This window comes from Zoogloea dura (genome assembly GCF_012927165.1).
Lineage (GTDB): Bacteria > Pseudomonadota > Gammaproteobacteria > Burkholderiales > Rhodocyclaceae > Zoogloea > Zoogloea dura.
Window position 1 is genome coordinate 124,365 of record NZ_JABBGA010000003.1, and the last position, 21,126, is coordinate 145,490.

Annotated in this window: 8 protein-coding genes; 5 read left to right on the forward strand and 3 right to left on the reverse strand. The window is 66.5% G+C overall.

Features of this window, described 5'->3' with window-relative positions; all coding sequences use genetic code 11:
- Positions 1-6: 6 nt before the first annotated feature.
- On the forward strand, positions 7-654 hold the full coding sequence (pdxH, locus tag HHL15_RS05155; protein ID WP_169144764.1) for a pyridoxamine 5'-phosphate oxidase: 648 nt from the start codon (positions 7-9) through the stop codon (positions 652-654).
- Positions 655-752: 98 nt separating this feature from the next.
- Here pdxH and HHL15_RS05160 read toward each other — a convergent pair whose 3' ends face one another.
- From HHL15_RS05160 to HHL15_RS05170, 3 genes are all read right to left on the reverse strand, one after another.
- Entirely contained in the window at positions 753-1,031 is a 279-nt protein-coding gene (locus HHL15_RS05160; protein WP_169144765.1) for a hypothetical protein, read from the reverse strand.
- A 14-nt stretch (positions 1,032-1,045) separates the two neighbouring features.
- On the reverse strand, positions 1,046-1,732 hold the full coding sequence (locus HHL15_RS05165; RefSeq protein ID WP_169144766.1) for a hypothetical protein: 687 nt from the start codon (positions 1,730-1,732) through the stop codon (positions 1,046-1,048).
- A 288-nt stretch (positions 1,733-2,020) separates the two neighbouring features.
- Positions 2,021-14,404: a hemagglutinin repeat-containing protein gene (locus HHL15_RS05170; protein WP_169144767.1), complete on the reverse strand. Its 12,384-nt coding sequence runs from the start codon at positions 14,402-14,404 to the stop codon at positions 2,021-2,023.
- 253 nt (positions 14,405-14,657) lie between these two features.
- Here HHL15_RS05170 and HHL15_RS05175 point away from each other — a divergent pair, with 253 nt between their 5' ends.
- Genes HHL15_RS05175 through HHL15_RS05190 form a run of 4 tightly spaced genes read left to right on the forward strand, consistent with a single transcriptional unit; the run spans position 14,658 to position 21,085 of the window.
- Positions 14,658-15,371, forward strand: a complete 714-nt coding sequence (locus HHL15_RS05175; RefSeq protein ID WP_169144768.1) for a CerR family C-terminal domain-containing protein — start codon at positions 14,658-14,660, stop codon at positions 15,369-15,371.
- Positions 15,368-16,834, forward strand: coding sequence for an efflux transporter outer membrane subunit (locus HHL15_RS05180; RefSeq protein ID WP_169144769.1), 1,467 nt, complete (start codon positions 15,368-15,370; stop codon positions 16,832-16,834). Before HHL15_RS05175 ends, HHL15_RS05180 begins: the two co-directional genes overlap by 4 nt.
- Positions 16,831-17,979 carry an efflux RND transporter periplasmic adaptor subunit gene (locus tag HHL15_RS05185; protein ID WP_169144770.1) on the forward strand — a complete coding sequence of 383 codons (1,149 nt, stop codon included), beginning with the start codon at positions 16,831-16,833 and terminating at the stop codon, positions 17,977-17,979. Before HHL15_RS05180 ends, HHL15_RS05185 begins: the two co-directional genes overlap by 4 nt.
- A 10-nt stretch (positions 17,980-17,989) precedes the next feature.
- The gene (locus tag HHL15_RS05190) at positions 17,990-21,085 is read left to right on the forward strand and encodes an efflux RND transporter permease subunit (RefSeq protein ID WP_169144771.1); all 3,096 of its coding nucleotides are present in this window, start codon (positions 17,990-17,992) and stop codon (positions 21,083-21,085) included.
- Positions 21,086-21,126 lie beyond the last annotated feature (41 nt).

A 21,126-nucleotide genomic window follows, 5' to 3' on the forward strand; every position in this document is an offset into this window, starting at 1 on the left:
ACCCCCATGAACGACAAGACCAAGCTCGCCGACCTGCGCAAATCCTACGAACGGGGCAGCCTCGACGTGGACGACGTGGCCTCCGACCCCTTCGCCCAGTTCGGCCACTGGCTGAACGAAGCCCTCTCCGCCGAAGTCCCCGAACCCAACGCCATGACCCTCGCCACCGTCGGCCCCGACGGCCGGCCATCCACCCGCATCGTGCTGATCAAGGACTACGACGAACGCGGCGTCGTCTGGTACACCAACTACCGCAGCCGCAAGGGCCGCGAACTGGCCGACCACCCCTTCGCCGCCCTGCAGTTCCACTGGGTCGAGCTCGAACGGGTCGTGCGCATCGAAGGCAAGGTGGAAAAGGTCTCCGACGCCGAATCCGACACCTACTTCGCCAGCCGCCCCCTGACCAGCCGCATCGGCGCCTGGGCCTCCAACCAGAGCGAACCCATCCCCGGCCGCGGCACCATCGTCGCCAAGGCCGCCGAATACGGCCTCAAGTTCGGCCTCAACCCCCCCCGCCCCCCCCACTGGGGCGGCTACCGCCTGATCCCCGACCGCTGGGAATTCTGGCAAGGCCGCGCATCCAGGCTGCATGACCGGATCGTCTATGAGCAGGACGGCAATGGAGGCTGGACGCGCTCGCGCTTGTCACCGTGAGCGGCGGGAACTTTGGCTGGGTGGGTGCCTGAGAGTCGAACGCTCAGACATCAAACGCGCATGCCTGCCGAAATACCTGGGCGGGCCTCCCCCCGCAATTACTTCCTGCACTGATGAGGACTGAGATCCGTCGCCTCCCGGCCGGTTTCCTTGTCGATCACCACCACGCGCGCACCGGGGTAAGCCAGACAGGTGCCATTGATGGCCGAATAGACAGCACGCCCCTGGGCCATGAAGGAACGCCCCGGATTGATGGGCTTGCCCTCGCCATCGTATGCGGTCAGCGAATAGAAACCCTGCGGGCTGGCACAGCCTCCAGCCGCCAACAGCAACACCAGCAGGCAAGAAGAGCGCAAACAACTATGGTGCAGAATCATCCCGACATCCTCCCTCACTCAGTCCTGAAATAAGGCTGACACCAGGTCGGTGCCTGCCTGGGCTTGTTCTTGTAATGTTTGAAGCAGTCCTGCTTGAGGATCTCCATCGCCTGCAATCTCGTCGTCTCCACTTCAGATGCGGCGAGGTCCGTCCAGGGCTCTACCTTCACAGACTCCAGCAAACGATGAAACAGCACATCCATCGCTTGGAAAGCCTCAGGGTTCTTGATTGACTCCTGGTTGGCCCTCATGGAGATCGCAATCGTGAAACCGCTGTCGGCCACGGGTGTTACATAGATTTTGTAGGGACCACCAATCATATTTAGTTGTGGAGGCTGAAGCGTGGCAACGTAAGCCATCCAGGTGTTCTTTCCGATGACTTCCCAAGCCTTCTTCAAATCCCTCTGGGGGTACGTCTCATCAAGGATGGCAGTCCATTGAGATAGAGTCCGCTCATAGAATCGCATCTCGACACCCATTCCAATTCCCTGCCAATTCTGCTCACACATCCACCCCAATCCATCCTCCCGCTCCTCGTACCTCTTTTCGTCGGGCTTGTCCTTGACATCGCCTTCCTGTCTTGTGCTGATCGGCACCTGGCGCTTGACGCTACGAAAAAGCGCATTCACCCCCGTCGCTCCTCCCTCAAAACGCTCCTGCCATATTGAGCCTTCGCGCTCGAAGATGGGGAAGACATACATTGGCCCTCCTCGGTAAAAGCCGTCTGAGTCCACTGCGCTCGCCCGCAAAGAACCATAGCGGCACGAAGACGACACTGGCCACCCATGCCGAATCCAATAACGATCCAGAAAACGAAAACCGTACGTCTTGAGGTTCCAGGGGATCGGAGAATCCAACGCCCCGGGCTTCAACAACCGATCTTCCATAGCTTTATCCGACAACTGCTGAAAAACGAAACCACATGAGGATAGGTTTACGCCCAACAAGAAACTCAGAAACACCTTTTTAATTACTCTCACAGCACCCTCTCAATCCGCTACCTTAATCGGATTCATATCCCCATCGTAGGTAACACCCCCAATGTACTGAATCAAGGAACTACTATTCTGACTTGCACCTTTTGGCGCATCGGGCGTCAGGTACTGAACTTGCTGACACCCTGCAGCCCCCGTCCCGTAGCAACTGTGGGCACTGTTGGAAGTTGTGAGGACATTCCAGAACTCCGACAGACTCAGGACCCCAGGATTACCGCCAGCGACAACACTGACAGGATCGTTCTTGAAGTAGGCGTACCGTATATTTTCAACATTCCCCGTCCCGACTACTTTCTGGGCGGACTGGGTATAGGCCTCAGCCGAAACAGCCCCTCCCACACCTTGCATGGAGAGACTGGGAATAGTGACTCCCTGATCAGCAAGAATTGCATTCGCGTTCATTTGCACGATCGTTCCTCTACTATGCCCCAGACTTACAGCCCCCCCTGAAGAGCTTCCATTTCCTGACCTTACGTTTCCACCAAACACCCGCAGCCCCTCAGCATAGGCATAATCCTGATTGGTATATCCTGCCACCGGCGCTAGGGTCTTCTCGTAGCCCGCAATCATTAATTCACCGAGAGCAGTATTTGCAGGCACGTAGTGCATCAAATATACTTCTGATGGCTTTTGACCATTAACAGGCGCGGCATTCTGCATTGCCAACTGGCTAGCCCTATCCAGGGGATTAAGAATGCCATTCACGGCCAACACCGAGCCTGGACTCGCCTTGGCAAGTTCCGCCTGAACCTCCTCGGGCTTGCCAACGATCAGTTCCGCTTTGACCATCTCCGGCTTTGCAGTGCAGTTTTCACCCGCAGGGCAAGTAACTTTATAGAATCGAGGCTGCTCTTTGAACATCACGCGATAGGCATCATCCGTAAAGGTCGTAAACTGCTTGATGGCTGCTTGCTGCGCGACCCGTCTATCCTCCACTTCAGTCAGCACTCGACGCCCGTCATACATTGGAACACTTTGTTGTGAGGCGCCAGTATCCCGATTGAGTTCGCTAACCGTCTGTTCGACACTTTTACCACTCAACGCGCGCTGCCCCGCAGAGTCTGAAATGGTGATTTGCGCTTCACTCACTACAGCACGGGTGGCGCCTTCCGATGCTCTATCCTCGGAGGCCTGGTTCAAGCCATTGATCACCAGCCCCTTGCTCAGCCCATATTTGCCCTGGGTGAACATATCTGAACTCAGCGTAATTCCGCTGCTACTTGCCTCAACGCTGGAGTGATTCGAAAGATCACCCGTTGTAATGGTCCCTGAGACGAGTACATTCTTCTCGTCAAGCACGGCTTTTTCCGTGCTAACAATCGCCCCGCCTTTCAGGTCGGTATTGCCCCCGACATGAATCTGAAACCCATCGTCCCCCGCCTTTATGGCACTTTGCTCGCCCACATTCACATAGTTGCTCGTAACCTGGCTCTTGCTCAACGACACACTGGCCGTAGACGCACCTGCACATATGGGAGGAACACATACACTGACGCCGATACCCGCACTACTGTTCTGGCTTGAATAACTTGCGCTATCTTGAAGACTCTCGACGGACAGATCCCCGGCAACATTTCCTACAATGCGAGGCGCCTCAACTACAGCTCCCTTCAAGACAGTATTACCACCGGAATCCAACTCAACCTCCTGCCCGCCGCGGACATGAGTGTTGATGTAACGCGTGCTGGAGCCCTCGCTATTACCCTTGGCTTGGCTGGCAGAGGCCTGAAAGCTGATTCCATTTTGCGCGCCTCCCCAACTTATCCCCACTCCGACACTGGCAGAGCTGCTCTTGCTGCTGCCACGATCCTCCTGAGTATCAGCAGCAGCCCCTAGCGAAATCTGGTCATCGGCCTTGATCCGTAGCACCTGCCCCGCACTGACCTCTGAGCTTCGCACAGTTATGTCGCTATCTGCCGCACCGCCAGTAGCAATGAGACTTACATTGCCCCCCGCGGCTACGCGAGCGCTACTCGCACTGTCGGATTTCTGACTTTGGGTCACTTGGCTGCGGCTTGTGCCGAGGCTGATGTTAATTTGTACACCACCGACCTGATCTGCGAGGCCTGCATTGGCACGACTCTGCCCCGCAGAGACAGTTCCGTAAGCACTGTAGCTGGACAGTAGCGCTGCCGCGCCAGCCAGGGCCTGAGTACGTGAGTCATCAGTACGTGAAATGACTTGACTCATTTGCTGAGTGGTACGGGCTGCCTCTATGACCGGACTACTGACCCCAAGACTGATTCCACTTTGGCGCATCCGAAGCTCGAACTGCGTTGCCTCAAGTTCCCGCGCTTCGACCACGTCAATTCGCTTGGCATTGACATTGACATCACCAACAGGAGCCAGCACTTCTGAACCGACCTGGTTATAGGCACCACCAGCTGAAATGGTCACGCTGCCTTGCAGACTGGCTATGGTAGAGCCCACAGCCTGGGTACTGCTCTGGCTCTTTATCGAACTGACTTCGCTTGAGCCCAAAGTGAGTTTGCCGCCGCCAGCGAACAGGCCACTCTTTCTGGTCTGACGAGAACTACTGCCGCTCGCATCGTGTGCGTCCGCCAAGATAGATACATCACCCTTCGCTTGCAACACGGTTCCGTTCAAACTGACCACACCGCTATTGGCAACGAGCACGTTGCCCTGGTCATCTTTCAATTCATTCATGCCTGAGCCGATAATGGATATGTCGCGCCCGGCATCCAGCACAACTGTATCCCCAAGCACGGCACTGCCCTGAGCCAGACTGCTTTGTCCTTGCTCTTTGGTGTGGGTACTCTTGCTACTCAAGAAGCCACTCTTAGCCGTGTAGGTTTCCTCGAAATTGTTATGCTCCGTATGCTCAGAACCTACAAGGACATCTCGCTTCGCGCTAAGGGATGTCTGCCCCTGCCCACCATTGACCACGGCGCCTTTGAGCAAAATATCACCTTGATCTTCTTTGTCGCCGAAGGCAGCAATGATTACCCCCTGTTCGGCGCTAAGTGTCGCTCCGGAGAGAGTTTCGTCGTAGGTAAGCTTCTTATGGTCATAGCGCTTACGGTGCTCCTCAGTAAGAGTAGCCATGCTGTCGGTCGCCGCAGCAATGCTCACATTGCTACCCAGCAGCACAGCACGCCCCTGAGTCTTGAGATTAGCTCCGACTAGTTTTACGTCACCGCCCCCTGCGATGACCAACTCGCCATCTCCTGCATCGATCTCAACTCCCTGATTATTGGAAGCATCACGAACAAGCGCACTGCGGCCAACCTGCTGCTGCTCCAACGTGCGGCTCTGCAATGTATCGAGGCTAATTTCCTGGGCTGAACGAATATCTACGCCATGCGCGCCAGTGAGCTTGCCTCCGGAAACACTGATGTTCCCCTGCGCTTCCATGGCGAGCACTCCTCCAGACTCCAACACCCCTCCCGTCGCGCTGTCGCGGTGCGTCAGCTTGAGTTGCTCCCCGCTCCGGGTGACCAGGCCCGGAAGGAAAGCGGCGCCGTCGGTCTGGGTGACCTTGCGGGATTCGGTGTGCGTGCTGTTCTGGACGCTCCCGACGACCAGGTGGCCGCCGGCGACGATGCGCGTCTCGCCGCCGGACTTGAGGTCGGCGCCCAGGATGAAGGTGCTGCCGCCGCTTTCCAGGTCGAGCTTGCCACCGGCCTGAAGCCGGGCGTCCTGATGCTGGATGTCACGCTCGATCTGCGTGGAGACCTGGCTGCCACTGGCGGTGAGGCCGGTGATTTCGGTCTCTCCATTGTTGTAGGTGTAGGTCCGTTCATTGGCGACCGTGTGGGTCTGGGTGCGGCTGTTCTCGATGCTGAGGGCCTGGATGTCGATCTTGCCGCCGACCCGGCCGGTGAGGTCTCCGCTGGCGCTGAGGTCGGCGCCGGTCGACGTGAGGTTCTTGCCGACGTTGAGATCCAGGTCGCCATCACGGGCCTGGATACCGGCCCGCTGGTCGGCGCGCTGGACCACCGTGGTGTCGCTGTCCGTGGTGGTGGTAGCGCCAAAGAAGCTGTCGTAGTCGGTGTGACTACGGGTCGTCGTGTCCTTCTGGTCGACCGCGTAAAGCGTGCGGTTGAAGAGGTCGCCCGCTACGCTCACGGCAAGGCTGCCGGCTTCGATGCGGCCGGAGTCGTTGATCAGGTCGCCCCCGGCATAGATCGCGGCATCCTTGTCGACGAGGATCTGGCCGCGGATGTTGTTCAGTTCCCCATCGACCGACAGGGCGAGACTGGCGGCTTCGATCCGGCCGTTGCGGTTGTCGAGGCTGGCGCCGAACAGGCCCAGGGCGCCGCCAGCCTTGATGGCGGCGCCGAAGTTGTCGATGCGGCCTTCCGACTTGATCAGCAGCTGGTCGCTGACTTCCAGAACACCCCGGTTGGTGAGGTTTCCGGAGAGCACGAGCTCCAGGTTGTTGGCGGCGAGACCGCCCGCAGGCGTGCTGAAGCTGCCCCAATCGGGGAAGGCGAGGCCGTAGCGGGCGGCTTCGGTGGCAGGAAGGGTCTGGCCGGGGGTGGGATCGGGGGTAGGGCTGGAGGTGCCGCCACCTGCCGGCACCTGGGGTGCGGCGGGATCCACATTGACCCAGGCCTGGGGGGAGGCGCTGTTGCCGGGCTGGGCAGGGACAAGCACGCCGGTCTCATCGGATGGTGCTTCACGGGCCGCTATGGCGGTACGGGACAGATCAGCCAGGCCGGCGCCGCTGAGCATGCTGCGAGTGATGCTCTCGGCCGTGACCTGCAAGGGGCGGCCAGGCGCCACGACTGCTGCGCCACTCCCTGCCGTGGTCGAGGGCGTCATGATGTGGATACCCGGGTCGCCCTGGGGCGCCAGGCCCAGCCCTGCGACAAGCCCACGGACTCCCGCCATCATCAAGGCCGGGACCCGATTGTCCCGGGCGGCGGCCAGCGCAGCCTGGTCAGCCGAGCTGTCGACGCCGGCCACAATGGTGAGATCCACACCGGACAGACTCAGCGCATCGGCCTTGATGGTACCGGCCTCAGGACTCCTGAGGGTGATGGCGGTGGGCCCCCCGGTGGCATCGAGACGGGCGAGGCTCAGGGCATCGGTGGCCTCGGTCTGGCCCGAAGCATTGGCCCAAAGCAAGGTCTGGGGCAGATTCTCAGCGGTGTAGTCGAAGCGGCCAGCTACCTTGGCATCGGAGGCCTGGTTGCGCAGGCTGCCCTCGAAGTAGCCATTGACCACAAAGCTGGCACGCTGGCCTACATCGGAATGGCTCTCCAGGTAGGCGCCACCCAGGGTCGGCATGCCAAGCAGAAGGTAGCTGCCGTTCGACAGGTTGGGCTCGCCGGCGACCGTCCGGTTGCCGGTGGCCAGGTTATCGACGACACCGTAAGCATTGCCGCCGAGGAGCACATTGCCGGTATTGACCAGCACGCCACTCCACACCGTGTTGACAGCCGGACTGACCCAGACCTCTCCCACACCCACCTCAAGACCCGCCACGTCGAGACGCAGCGTGCCAAGCGCCACCAGCGGGTTGCGGGCCGGCTGCAGGACGAGGGACGGGGTATCCAGCCGGGCATCGCCCCGGGACGCCACCGTGCCGCTGTTGGAATAGCTTGTCGCCTTGATCTCCAGCGTGGATCCGGCCAGCACGGTGCCGCTGGCGGCATTGCTGAAGGCGCCGCTGCCAGCATCGATGCTGATCCGCTCGGCAGCGGCACCATTGCCGTAGATGAGGCCGGCGTTCTGGATGCCGTTGCCGGCCTGGAGGCTTACCGAGCGGGTGGCCAGCAGGGCGCCGCCCGTGCTGTTATCCAGCGTCGTGGCGGCCTTCACGGTGAGGCTGTCATCGGCGACGAGAGTGGCCCGGTTGGTCACGCTGCCCGTGCGGGCATTCACCGTGAGCTCCCGGCGGGCCTGCACCAGACCCTCGGTGACCACCTCGGCCCCCCTGAGCGTCACGTCCCGGGCCTGCATCACCGGAGCCAGGCCCTCCCGTTCCCCTGCCACTGAGGTGAGACGGCCCGTGACATTCACGTTCAGATCACCACCGGTGGCAAGGCGCCCGCCCGTATTGGCGAAGGAGCCCGCGGTGATGGTGATGCCATCTTCCGCCGCGATCACCCCGGTGTTGATGGTGGGCGTCGTGGAGCCGAAGTTGCCTTCGGTCAGGACGTCGTTCTCGCTGCGGGTATTGCTCAAAGCAGCGTTGCCCAGGTTGATGTCGATGCGCCGCGCCTGGATGACACCCTGGTTGTCCACCTCACCGCCGCTCAGGCTTAAGCTCCCGCCCACCGCCAGCACGGCCGGGCTTTGCACGAAACGGAAATCCTTGTCGGGATCGGGTGCGCGTGGCGGCGGAGTGCCCGACGACGGCGTGCAGACTTCGGGCGTCACACAGCGGGACGACTCGGTCACCTGGTTGACGAAGCCCCCCACGGCGGTGATGCGGGCATCGCCCTCCACCACCACGCGGCCGCTGTTGGTGAACACCCCCGCCGCATAGGCATCCAGGCTACCGGCGCTGAGCGTGCCCAGGTTGCCCAGTTGAACGGTCTCGATGCCAAGATGCCCGGCGGAAACCACCCCATAGTTGTATACATCAGGACCCAACAGCCTGACCCGGTCACCGGTGATCTCCCCGGTGTTGCTGATGAGGCCGCTTGCAGCCACATCCACACCGGCAATCCTGCCGGTATTGAGGAGCCCACCGTCGAAGGCGAGGGTGCTACCCGCCAGCGTGCCGCTGTTGGTGGTGTAGCCGCTCACCGCTACCGCGTCGCTGTAGAGGGTCCCCCGGTTGTCGAGACTGCCCGCGATATCCACCTGCCCGGCCGTAATGCGCCCCAGGTTGGCCAGGCTGCCCCCCGAAAAGACGAAGCGGGCGCCACCGGGAATCACGTCGCCGGCATTCTCGAAACGGTTGGCGGACAGCAGCACGGAACCACCGCTGCTCAACACCGATCCCCCGGCACCGATACTGCCCTGCTCGCGGGCGGACAGCTCGATGTCACCATTGGCCACCATCCCACCACTGCCTGTCTGATTGGCCTGGATGTTGCGAGCCCGGATCCGGATGCCTCCGACACTCTGCAGCAGCCCCTCACTGACGAAGTCCCCCGCGATGTCCAGGCGCAGGTCTCCATCCACCAGCAGGCTGCCGCGGCTCTCCAGGCTGCGGCCCACGCTGTTGGCGGACAGGGGGCCGTGGAAGCGGGTGTTACCCAGGAAGACGAGGTCCTGGCCGGCTGCAAAAGATGCAGCGCCGCCGGCCTCCAGCGCCTCGGCGAAGACCACCGAACCCGTGCTGGCGCGAGCGTCGAGTGCGCCCCCCACCAGCACATCGGAGGCAAGCCGGACGTCACCGGCCGCCGCGAGGGAAAGCGCCCCGACTGCGGTGACAGGCCCCGCCAGGCGGACATCCGCCTGGCGGCTGACCAGTTGGGCGTCGCCCACCGCAAGGGTTTCCCCGCCCACGCCCACCAACCGGTCGGCGGCCACCTTCAAGGCACCACCGGAGCGCAGGTCACCGGCAATCGTGAGCGCTCCCGTGCCCGCCTCGATGCCCACCCGCGCCGGCGATAGCACACTGCCGGCCACCTCCACCCCGGCCCCGGCCTGGAGAGCCAGGCCCCCCCCTGCCACCAGCTCTCCGGTGTAGCGCTGGCTACCGCCACTGCTCAGCGCTGCAGCACCGAAGACACGCGTGTCTCCCTGTGTCAGGGCGCCACCAGCCCGGACCAGGGCATCCCCGCCGACACTCACCGCACCGGCCTGGACCACATCCCGCCCGGCAGCCAGATCGAGCTGGCCGACCACCACGGTCTCACCGGCTACCTGGTAGTCCCGACCCCCGCGGACCCGATAGTCGCCACCAGCCCGGACCTGGCCTGCCGTGATGTCACCGGCCGCGTCGACAGACACTGCTGCTGCATTGTTCAGCCCACCCTGCAAGCCCCCCACGGACAGGTCGGCGCCCGACTTGAGCGTCACGGCATCGTTGGACACGACAGTCCCGCCAATGAGGAGAGCACCTTTCTCCGAAGCAAGACTGATCGCCCCGCCGGCCATCACATCCCGGGCAGCCGTGAGGGATGCAGCGGCGCGGACGTCCACGGTGCCGGCAGCACGCCAAGCACCCTCGGCGACCAGGTTGCCGCCGGTGCGCACGTCCAAACTGTCCCCGGACGCCACATCACCCAGCAGCCGGACATCCTGCCCGGCCACGAGCGTGACCTTCCCCAGGCTGGCAAGCACGCCCTCCTGGCTCACCCCACCACCGGACACCACGTCCACGGCGCGGTTGCCGATCAGCTTGCCGGTATTCTCGAGACCCGCGGATCCGGCCTGCACGCTCACCCGGGAAGCGCTCTGCACGCCTGCGGCGGAGATCTGCCCTCCGCTGAGGAAGATGTCTCCGTCCGCCCGTGCCTCCGCCGAGAGCAGGAGCGCATCGCTGCCCGCATCGACGCTCAGCCTGCCTGCCGACACGAGGTTTCCGCTGACGGTGATGCCGCGACCTGAGAGGCTCACATCGCCATCACTGACGACCGGCCCGGCCAGCGAGACGGCGGCTGCCGCCTCCACGCGGATGGGGTCGTTCGCCACCAGCGTAGCCGACGACACGCCGCCCCTGGCACTGCGTATGACAAGACTTCCCCCAGCCGCCAGGGCCTGGGTGGACACGCCATCCCGTCCATCCAGTACGGCGTCTCCGCCCGCGACAAACTCGCTGCCCACCCCGACGCTGCCCTCGCGGGCGATCAGGGTCGCATCCTTGCCGGCACCACCCCTGGCCAGCTTGAGCGTGCGCCCTGCCTCGAGCCGCAGCCGGCCATTGGCCGCGACGAGGCCATCGCTGTCCAGGTCACGGGCACTGGAGACACCGAGGTCACCGCCAGCCACGATGAGACCACCGCGATTGATCACCGATGCTCCGCTGACAATGGTGAGTCCATCGGTCGCGGACAGCGTGCCCTGGTCGTTGAACAGCCCCTGGACCAGCTGGAGGCTGGCAGACCCGCCCGCCCTCAGGCTGCCCAGGTTCTCCACGGAAGCTGCGTTCAGGCGCAGCAGGCCGGCGGACTCGATGACGCCATGGTTGCTGACACCGCCGCTCAGATCCAGATCGAGGCTGCCCCCGTACAGCACACCGCTATTGGCCAGGGACGCCCCGTGGATGACCGCCGAATCGGCGGCGACCAGACCGGTATTGCTGACCCGGCCACCGTCGATACGCAGCACGCCACCGCCGAGGCTCCCGCTATTCACCAGGTCGCCGCCCAGCTCCACCCGGTCTCCGATCACGCTTCCGGCATTGTCGAGACCACCGGACAGTACGATGCTGGCACCCTCGATCCCGCCCCGATTGACCGTTGCGCCCAGCACCTCGACCCCGCCGGCAGAAACCTGTCCTGTCGCCTCATTCGTCAGGCGGCCATCCACCCGCAGCGTCTGACCCGCCAGCAAGCCGGTATTGGCGAGGGTGCCGCCGCTGAAACCGAGGGTGCCTCCGGTGGCGAGGACCGCACCGTCCGTCTCGAAACGCGGACTGTCGATGCGCACGCCAGCCCCGCCGACGATCGCTCCCAGCGCCCCCAGCCGGACGGACTCACGGGCCGCCAGGCTGATGTCGCCATTGGCGAAGACACCGCCGGCCCGGGACTCGTCAAAGACAAGGCGGTCAGCCCGGATGGAGACCCTGCCCAGGCTCTCGAGGCGCCCTTCGCTGACAAAGACGCCCGCGGTATCCAGGACGAAATCGGTGTTGGCATGCAGCAGCCCGTAGTGGGCGATCAGCCCATCCGAGCTGCCCAGGGTCAGGGGGCCGTAGAAGAACGCGTCCCCGCCGAGGACGAGGCCCCGCGCGCCGCTCAGGGTCGCCGCCCCGCCCACCGCAAGGGCTCCATCGAAACGGATCGGGCCCGCCGTGGAACGGACCTCAAGATCGCCCGCCAGCCCCGTACCGCCCCCAAAACGGATCATCCCCGGCGCCACCGCGGTGACGCTGCCGGCGCCCGCCAGAGGGCCGCCGATGTCGATGCCACCCTGCCCGCTGGCAAGGCTCACGGGGCCACCGGCCTTCACGGCACCCGCCACCACGATGCCATCCCGCGCATCGGCGTCGAGGGCTGCGTTGGACCCGAGAGCCCCGCCCACCGACAGCGCACCATCACTCACCGTGACATTCAGCGGCCCGTTGGCGAGGAGGTCGCCGCCGATGTCCACACCCGTACGGGCCTGAACTGTGAGCGCATCGCCCGCACCAACATTGCGCATGGAGACGCTGCCACCACTGACATCAAGCCGGCCTGCGGCGACCACGTCCCGCGCCGAGACACGCGCACCGGCCAAGCGCACGCCGCCACCGGCAGACACATCACTGTCCAGCTTCAGCGCCTGCGCCGCTTGCAGGCTTACATCCCCGCCCCCCAGCAGCAGCCCTGTGATCTGTATGTCGCGGGCCGCAGTGATGCTCACATCGCCACCAGCCTGCAGCTCGCCGCTCACAACGCCACCCTGCCTGCTGGTCAGTGCGAGCTTGCCGCCGGCGGACACCGCAGCGGTCGTGATGCCGTCCCGGGCGCTCAAGGCTGCATCACTGCCGGCCACCAGCGTGCTGCCCAGGCTTAGCGCGCCGCCGCGGGCCTCCAGGCCGACCCGGCCTCCCGCACCGCTCTCGGCAAGGGCCATGCGCCCGCCGGCGACGAGGTTCAGGTCGCCATTGGCCACCACCCGCCCTTCGCTGAGCAGGTCTCCCGCTGTCTCGATGCGCAGGTCGCCGCCGGCCTCGACCTTCCGGGGCAAGGCGACACTGCCTGCAACAATGCTGGCATCACCCAGCACGGCCACGTCACCGCCAAACACGGCACGGCCCGCGGCCAGGTCGAGGGCACCGGCCGTGACCGCACCGGAGATGTCCACCGACCCGCCGGCCTGCAGGCTCGCACCGCCACCCACGCTGATCCGCCCGCCGGCCAGGATGTCGGAGCCGGCGTCCACGCTGAGCTTGCCGCCGACATTCACATCGCCTCCAAAGCCGACGGATGCACCCGCGACCAGCCGGGTGTTGCCTGTGACGGTCACTGCTCCCGGCGCCACCAGGTCACCCGACACGGCCAGTGCCAGGTTGCCCTGGACCTGGAAATCGCCCCGCCCGTCGCCGAGGCTCAGCTCACGGGCGCGGATCTGCGTGTCGGTGGCCGCCACGCCGGCCGTCAGGCGCACCCGGTCCGCGTCGAGGCTCAGGCTGCCACCCGCAGCAAGGGGGGCTGCAACATCCAGCGTGTCGCCCGCCACCAGGTTCGCGTCGCCGGAAACCCGGGCCGGGCCCTGCAGGGCCAGCTGGCCGCCGGCCCGCGCCGAGAGGTCACCACCGGCCTCGGTCGCGCCCTGGAGGCTGAGGTTGCCGGCGGCATCCAGCGTGATGGACTGCTGTGCATGCAGGTCGCCCAGGCTCAGATCACCGGCGCTCCGGGCCAGCAGGCCCCGGCTGTCTGCCAGCAGAGGGCCGGCGAGCCGCACCCCGGCCCCCTGCTCGGTGGATACGATGCGGATCTGGCTGCTGCTCATGGCCCCGAAGGCCGTGCCGTCGATAGCGTAGGCCCGCGCCGCGGCCGGGCCCGCCTGGACGGGTGCGATGTTGTCGAACTGGCCATCCTGCTCGGCCACACGCCCCGCCCCCGCCAGCAGGCTGATGCCGGCGAGCTCCGGGTTAAGGTAGTGGGCCCGCACGGGGCCATCCAGGTGGATGCCCACGGCGATCAGGTCGACCTTGCCGACCGTGCCTTCGAGCCCCCGCCCCTCAATGCTCAGCTCGCCACCCGCCACGTCGAAGGCCAGCCCGGACGCCTCGGCAAGGGGCACCGGACTGCCGCCAGCCCCCAGCCAGACGGGCGTACCGGTGGAGAGCATGAAGCGCGGGCTGTTCAAGGTGCCGCAGCCGGCGCAGCTCACCCCATGGGGGTTGGCCACGATGACGGTGGCCGGCGCACCGAAGACCTCCAGCGTACCCGCCAGGCGTGAGGTGGCCCCGGGCGCCACGACCTCGTTGACGATCACACTGGCCGGCGCGCCCCCCGCGAGATTGGGGTTGGCCTCGACACTGCCGCCAAGGAAAGTGGTACCGCCACGGGTGCTGTTGTTGAGGACCGCCCCTTCAGCCTCGACATCGAAGCGCTGGAAGCGGTTGTAGGACGTCCCGGCCGCATTGGGCCGGGTGATGTCGATGGCCGGCACACCGGTGCTGGTCTGTCCGACTCCGGGGCGGAAGGCGATGGGTCCGTTGGGATCGGCGATGGGCGCGCCGTAGGCGCCCCCCGGCAGGATGCAGCCCGACCCGAACACCACCAGCAGGATGCGGGCAGTCAGCCTGCGCCAGCGGGAGCAGCTCGGCAGGTCGGTCGCGAGGTCGGCAGGGTGCATCGATCGGATCTCCAGGCAGGTGGGGCCGTACGGCTTTAATGCATTTGACATTAAAGCAAACCACACCGGCGAAGATAACCTGAATATCCATTCAGACTATCCAATACACATAATGTTGCAAGAACGGCCTAGTCCATTCGACCAGGACGCCCCATTTCGGGTAGCAATCTATTGACCGGATTAAGTCAACCGACTAATTTAATTCAGTCATCTGACTTAGATCCTTACCGCATAAGGATGGCATCCCGTATTCATGAGCACCCAGGCAAACAACAACTCTTCCCACACGCCAGTCCGTGCCGACGGCACCCTGGCCCGCAAGCGCCTGCTCGACACGGCCCTGCGTCTCTTCGCCGAGAAGGGGTACCAGAAGACGTCCACGCGCGAGATCGCCGACCAGGCGGGGGTCAACCTCGGCGCCATCAGCTACTACTTCGGCGACAAGCCAGGCCTCTACCGGGCGGCCTTCTGCGAGTCCTGCTGCGATACCACCAACGCACCGGATATCCAGCTGGCCTGCGATTGCGTGCCCGATCACCGGGCCGCCGGCCTGTCCCCGGCCGAGGCGCTGGGCGTGTTCTTCCGCAACTTCCTGCAGCCCCTCAAGCAGGGCGACCAGGTGCGGCTCTTCATGCGCCTGCATTTCCGGGAGCTGGTCGAGCCCAGCGGCGTCCTCGGCAACGAGATGGAGGAAGACATGGCCGCGCTCTTCCGGGCTCTCGCCGGTCTGGTCGCGGATGCCCTGACGCTGCCTGCCGCCGACCCCGACGCTCTCCGCCTGACCCATGCCGTGATGGGTGTGGCCATCCACTTCTTCGTTGCCCAGGATCTGGTCGAGCAGACCAGCCCCCAGCTGGTGGCCCGACCGGACGACATCGACACCCTCGCCGACCGCCTCGCCCTGTATGCGGAAGGCATGATCGCGGCCGAAACCCACCGCCGCACCCACACCGGGAGTTCCCGATGACCCGCTCCGCCCACCTCCTCCACCTGGCCGCCACCCTCGTCGTATTCGGCAGCCTGCCCGCCTGCTCCGTGTTGCCGAGGGTCGGCCCCGACTACGCCGCCCCCGCAGTCCAGGCACCGCCAGGCTGGCAGGCACCCCTGCCCCACGACGGCCAGCTCGGCGAGTTGGGCACCTGGTGGGCCCGCCTGGATGATCCGCTGCTGCCCGATCTGATCAACGCCGCCCAGCGCGAAAGCGCCACCCTGGCCCAGGCCCGGGCCCGCATCGCCCAGGCCCGCGCTTCCGCCGTGGCCGCCGGCGTGGCTGGCCTGCCGACCCTGGATGCCAGCCTCGCCGCCAAGCGGGCCGCCTTCACTTTCGGCGCCCCCACCACCTTCCAGACCACCCGGCAGGCCTCGCTGATGGCCAACTGGGAGATCGACCTGTTCGGCGGCATCGGCCGCCAGCAGGAGGAGGCCGATGCCCGCCTCGGCGCCAGCCAGGCGCGCTGGCACGACGCCCGGGTGTCGGTGGCAGCCGAGACTGCCGACGCCTACCTGCAGCTGCGCTACCAGGAGCGCCGGGTCGCCCAGGCCGAGGCCGACGCGGCCTCCCGGGCCGAGACCGCGCGCCTGATCGACACCCTCGGGCGGGCCGGGCTGAGCCCCCCGGCCCAGGTCGCCCTGGCCCGCGCCAGCGCTGCCGACGGTGCAGCCACCCTCACCGAACTCAAGGCCAGCCGCGATCGCCAGATCAAGGCCCTGGTCGCCCTCACCGCGCTCGACGAAACCGATCTGCGGCAACGCCTCGCCAAGGCCGCCGGCCGCTTCCCGCAACCCGCCGCCTTCACCGTGGACACCCTGCCGGCCCGCCTGCTCGCCCAGCGCCCCGATGTGGCCGCCGCCGAACGCGACCTGGCGGCCGCCAATGCCGCCATCGGCGTGGCTGGAGCCGCCCGCTATCCGCGCCTGAGCCTGTCGGGCTTCATCACGCCCCTGCGCCTCAACACCAACGGCGACCGCATGTCAGCCACCACCTGGTCGCTCGGGCCGACGCTCTCGATGCCGGTCTTCGACGGTGGCCGCATCGGTGCCAACGTGGAATCCGCGCGGGCCACCTACGCCGCGGCAGAATCCGCCTACCGCCAGAGACTGCGCGATGCGGTCAGCGAAGTGGAGCAAGCCCTGATCCGCCTCGACGCCGCCCGCCAGCGGGAGGCCGACGTGCGTCGCGCCGCCGCCGGCTACCGGGAAGCCTTCACCGCCACCGAAGCCCGCCAGCGCGCCGGCCTGGCCAGCCTGATGGAGCTGGAGGACGCGCGCCGCACCCTGCTCGCCGCCGACACCAGCCTGTCGGGCTGGGAGCAGGAACGCGCCTCCGCCTGGGTCGCCCTGTACCGGGCGGCCGGCGGCGGCTGGGCCGCCAGCGACACCGACACTTCCGCCAACCTTCCCCAAGCCGCCCTGCCCGGAGCTGCCCGATGACCACCCCCCGCACCTTTCTGCCCGCCCTGCTCTCCCTGCTGCTGCTCGCCGCCTGCTCGTCCGGCGGCGACACCCCGGCCCAGCCTGCCAAACCGGCAGAGCCCGCCGCCCCCGCCAAGCCCGCCCTGACGGTCACCGTGGTCGGCCCCGAAGAGCGTGAGGTGGATCGCCGCCTGGCCGCCAACGGCAGTGTCGCCGCCTGGCAGGAAGCCTCCCTCGGCGCAGAATCCGGCGGCCTGCGCCTGACCACCGTTAAGGCCAGCGTGGGCGACCGGGTCAAGCGCGGCGAACTGCTCGCCGAATTTGCCGCCGAAGTCCCCCTCGCCGAGCAGGCCCAGGCCCGCGCCAGCCTGGCCGAAGCGGAGGCGACCCTGGCCGAGGCCCGCGCCAATGCCGCCCGGGCCCGCAGCGTGGACGGCACCGGCGCCCTCAGCCCGCAGCAGTTGCAGCAATACCTCACCGCCGAGACCGCCGCCGATGCCCGCGTCAAAGCCGCCCGGGCCAGCCTAGACGCCGCCGAGCTGCGCGTCCGGCACACCCGGGTGGTGGCCAGCGACGACGGTGTGATCTCCTTCCGCGCCCCCGTCGCCACCCTCGGCGCGGTGGTGCCCCAGGGCCAGGAGCTGTACCGCTTGATCCGCCAGTACCGCCTCGAATGGCGGGGCGAGGTGCCTGCCGCCGAGCTGGCCCGGCTCAAGGTCGGCCAGAAGGTCGTCGTCACCGCCCCCTCCGGCGGCAAGGTGAGCGGCGTGGTGCGTACCATCGCCCCCACCGTGGACAGCCAGACCCGCAACGCCCTGGTCTACGTGGATCTGCCCGCCAGTGCCGGCAGCGGTGCCGATGCGCCGCTCAAGGCCGGCATGTTCGCCCGCGGCGAGTTCGACCTGGGCAAGGGCCGCGGCCTGACCCTGCCGCGCCAGGCGGTGGCCATGCGCGACGGCTTCAATTTCATCTTCCTGGTGGGCGCCGACCGGCGCGTGACCCAGACCAAGGTGGAGGTCGGCTACCGGGACGCCGAGCGGGTCGGGATCAACACCCGCCTGCCGGCCGGGGCCCAGGTGGTGGCCAGCGGCGCCGGCTTCCTGGCCGACGGCGATCTGGTGCAGGTCGCCACGGCCGGCAGCCCGGCCGCCAAGGCCGAGTGAGCGCCACACCATGAACTTCTCCGCCCTCTCAATCCGCAACCCCATCCCGGCGATCCTGCTCTTCGCCCTGCTGACCCTGGCCGGCCTGCTGGCCTTCCGGGGGTCCGGCGTGCAGGACTTCCCCGACATCGAACTGCCGGTGGTCACGGTCAGCGCCAGCCTGCCCGGCGCCGCCCCCGGCACCCTGGAGACCGAAGTGGCGCGCAAGCTGGAAAACAGCATCGCGACCCTGGCCCAGATCAAGAAGATGTACACCACCATCCTCGACGGGGAGGTGACGATCTCCATCGAGTTCGAGCTGGAAAAGAACGCCAACGAGGCCGAGACCGAAGTCCGCGCCGCGGTCAGCCGGGTGCGCTCCGACCTGCCGGCCGACGTGCGCGAGCCGGTGGTGGCCAAGATCCTCACCGCCGGGCGGCCTCTCGGCGCCTGGACGCTCACCTCTCCCACGCTCGACGAGGAGGCCCTGAGCTGGCTGGTGGATGACACCATCACCCGGCGCCTGCTGGCCGTGAAGGGCGTCGGCGCGGTCAAGCGCATGGGCGGCCTGCTGCGCGAGGTCCGCGTGGAACTGGACGCCGACCGCATGGCGGCCCTCGGTGTGAGCGCCGCCGACGTGTCCCGCCAGCTGCGCAGATCCCAGCTGGAAGCCCCCGGCGGCCGCGGCGACGTGGGCGGCGGCGAGCAAGCCGTACGGACCATCGCCACGGTGGCCAGCGCAGCCGACCTGGCGACCATGGACGTGCCCCTGCCCGACGGCCGCAGCGTGCGCCTGGAGCGCATCGCCCGCATCACCGACACCACCGCCGAGCGCCGCTCGGTGGCCCTGCTGGACGGCAAGCAGGTGGTCGGCTTCGAGGTCTCCCGCACCAAGGGCGCCAGCGAGATCACCGTCGCAGCTGGCGTGCAGAAGGCCATCGACGAGCTGCAGGCCGCCCACCCGGAGCTGCGCATCGTGCACGCCTACGACAACGTGGCGCCGGTGCAGGAGAACTTCGACGGCTCCATGCAGCTGCTCTACGAGGGCGCCCTGCTGGCCGTGCTGGTGGTCTGGTGGTTCCTGCGCGACTGGCGCTCCACCCTGGTGGCGGCGATGGCCCTGCCCCTGTCGGTGATCCCCACCTTCCTCGGCATGTACTGGTTCGGCTTCACCCTCAACACCGTGACCCTGCTGTCCATGGCCCTGGTGGTGGGCATCCTGGTGGACGATGCGATCGTCGAGATCGAGAACATCGCGCGCCACCTGCGCATGGGCAAGACGCCCGTCCAGGCAGCCATGGAAGCGGCCGACGAGATCGGCCTGGCGGTGATCGCCACCACCTTCGCCCTGGTCGCCGTGTTCCTGCCCACCGCCTTCATGGCGGGCATCGCCGGCAAGTTCTTCAAGCAGTTCGGGTGGACCGCCGTGCTGGCCATTCTCGCCTCCCTGGTGGTGGCGCGCCTGCTCACCCCGATGATGGCCGCCTACTTCCTCAAGCCGGTGGCCCACGGCGAGGTGCCCGAGGGCCGCATGATGCGAGCCTACATGCGCAGCATGCAGTGGTGCCTGCGCCACCGCTTCGTGACCCTGCTCGGCGCCATCGCCTTCTTTGTCGGCTCGGTGATGCTGATCCCCCTGCTGCCCACCGGCTTCGTGCCGCCGGCCGACCGGGCCCAGACCCTGGTGAACGTGGAGCTGCCCCCCGGCAGCACCCTGCGCGAGACCTGGGACGCCGCCGAGCAGGCACGCGCCGCCATCGGTGACATGCCCGACGTGAAGGCCGTGTTCAGCTCGGTGGGCGGGGGTGCCGCCGGCGACGGCTTCAACCCTGGCGCCGCAGCGGAGGTACGCCGTGCCGTGCTCACCGTAACCCTCAGCCACCGCACCACCCGGCCGCGCAACCAGCAGGCCGTGGAGGTGGAGATGCGCGAACGCCTGGCCAGACTGCCCGGCATGCGCATCACCGTCGGCCCGGCCGATTCCGGGGTCAAGATGATCCTGGTGCTGAAGAGCGACGACCCGGCCGCCCTGGCCACCGCCGCCCAGGCCGCCACCCGTGACCTGCGCACCCTGCAGGGCGTCGGCAACATCACCTCCAGCGCCAGCCTGGTGCGGCCCGAGGTGGTGCTGCGCCCGGACTTCGCCCGCGCCGCCGACCTGGGCGTGAGCGCCGAGTCCATCGGTGAGACCGTGCGCATCGCCACCGCCGGCGACTACGACGTGGGCCTCGCCAAGCTCAACCTGGAACGCCGCCAGGTGCCGATCCGGGTCAAGCTGAACAACGACGTGCGGGCCGACCTGGAAGCCATCGGACGCCTCAGCGTGCCCGGCCGCCATGGCCCGGTACAGCTCGCCAACGTGGCCGACATCCGCATCGACAGCGGCCCGGCCCAAGTCAACCGGATGGACCGCAGCCGCAACGTGATCCTCGAGGTGGAACTGGGCCAGCGCGAGCTGGGCGAGGTCTACAACGAGGCCCTGGCCCTGCCGGCCCTGCGCAACCTGCCGCCGGGCGTGCGCCTGGCCGACTCGGGCGACGCGGAGATGATGCAGGAGCTGTTCGGCAGCTTCGGGCTGGCCATGGGCATCGGTGTGCTGTGCATCTACATGGTGCTGGTCCTGCTGTTCAAGGGCTTCACCCAGCCGGTGACCATCCTGGCGGCCCTTCCGCTGGCCATCGGTGGGGCCTTCGTGGCCCTGCTGGCGACCCGCAGCAGCTTCTCCATGCCGTCCCTGATCGGCCTGCTGATGCTGATGGGCGTGGTGACCAAGAACTCCATCCTGCTCATCGAGTACGCCATCGAAGCCCGCCGCGGACGCGGCGGCGCCCCGATGAACCGCTTCGATGCCCTGGTGGATGCCTGCCGCAAGCGGGCCCGCCCCATCGTCATGACCTCCCTCGCCATGGGCGCCGGCATGCTGCCCATCGCCATGGGCCTGGGCGCCGACCCGAGCTTCCGCGCGCCGATGGCGATTGCGGTGATCGGCGGCCTGATCAGCTCCACCCTGCTGAGCCTGCTGGTGGTGCCGGCGGTATATACCTACGTGGACGATCTGGAGGATCTGATCGCCCGCCTCAATGAGCGCCTGCGCGGCCGCAAACGCCCGGCAGTGGCCGTAGAATGAGGGTTCGCGCGCATTTGCCATGGGGAACGATTGGGATTAGC

Coding starts and splice junctions, on each gene's coding strand:
- pdxH (WP_169144764.1), top strand. CDS start 7: ATGAACGACAAGACCAAGCTCGCCGACCTGCGCAAATCCTACGAACGG.
- HHL15_RS05160 (WP_169144765.1), bottom strand. CDS start 1,031: ATGATTCTGCACCATAGTTGTTTGCGCTCTTCTTGCCTGCTGGTGTTG.
- HHL15_RS05165 (WP_169144766.1), bottom strand. CDS start 1,732: ATGTATGTCTTCCCCATCTTCGAGCGCGAAGGCTCAATATGGCAGGAG.
- HHL15_RS05170 (WP_169144767.1), bottom strand. CDS start 14,404: ATGCACCCTGCCGACCTCGCGACCGACCTGCCGAGCTGCTCCCGCTGG.
- HHL15_RS05175 (WP_169144768.1), top strand. CDS start 14,658: ATGAGCACCCAGGCAAACAACAACTCTTCCCACACGCCAGTCCGTGCC.
- HHL15_RS05180 (WP_169144769.1), top strand. CDS start 15,368: ATGACCCGCTCCGCCCACCTCCTCCACCTGGCCGCCACCCTCGTCGTA.
- HHL15_RS05185 (WP_169144770.1), top strand. CDS start 16,831: ATGACCACCCCCCGCACCTTTCTGCCCGCCCTGCTCTCCCTGCTGCTG.
- HHL15_RS05190 (WP_169144771.1), top strand. CDS start 17,990: ATGAACTTCTCCGCCCTCTCAATCCGCAACCCCATCCCGGCGATCCTG.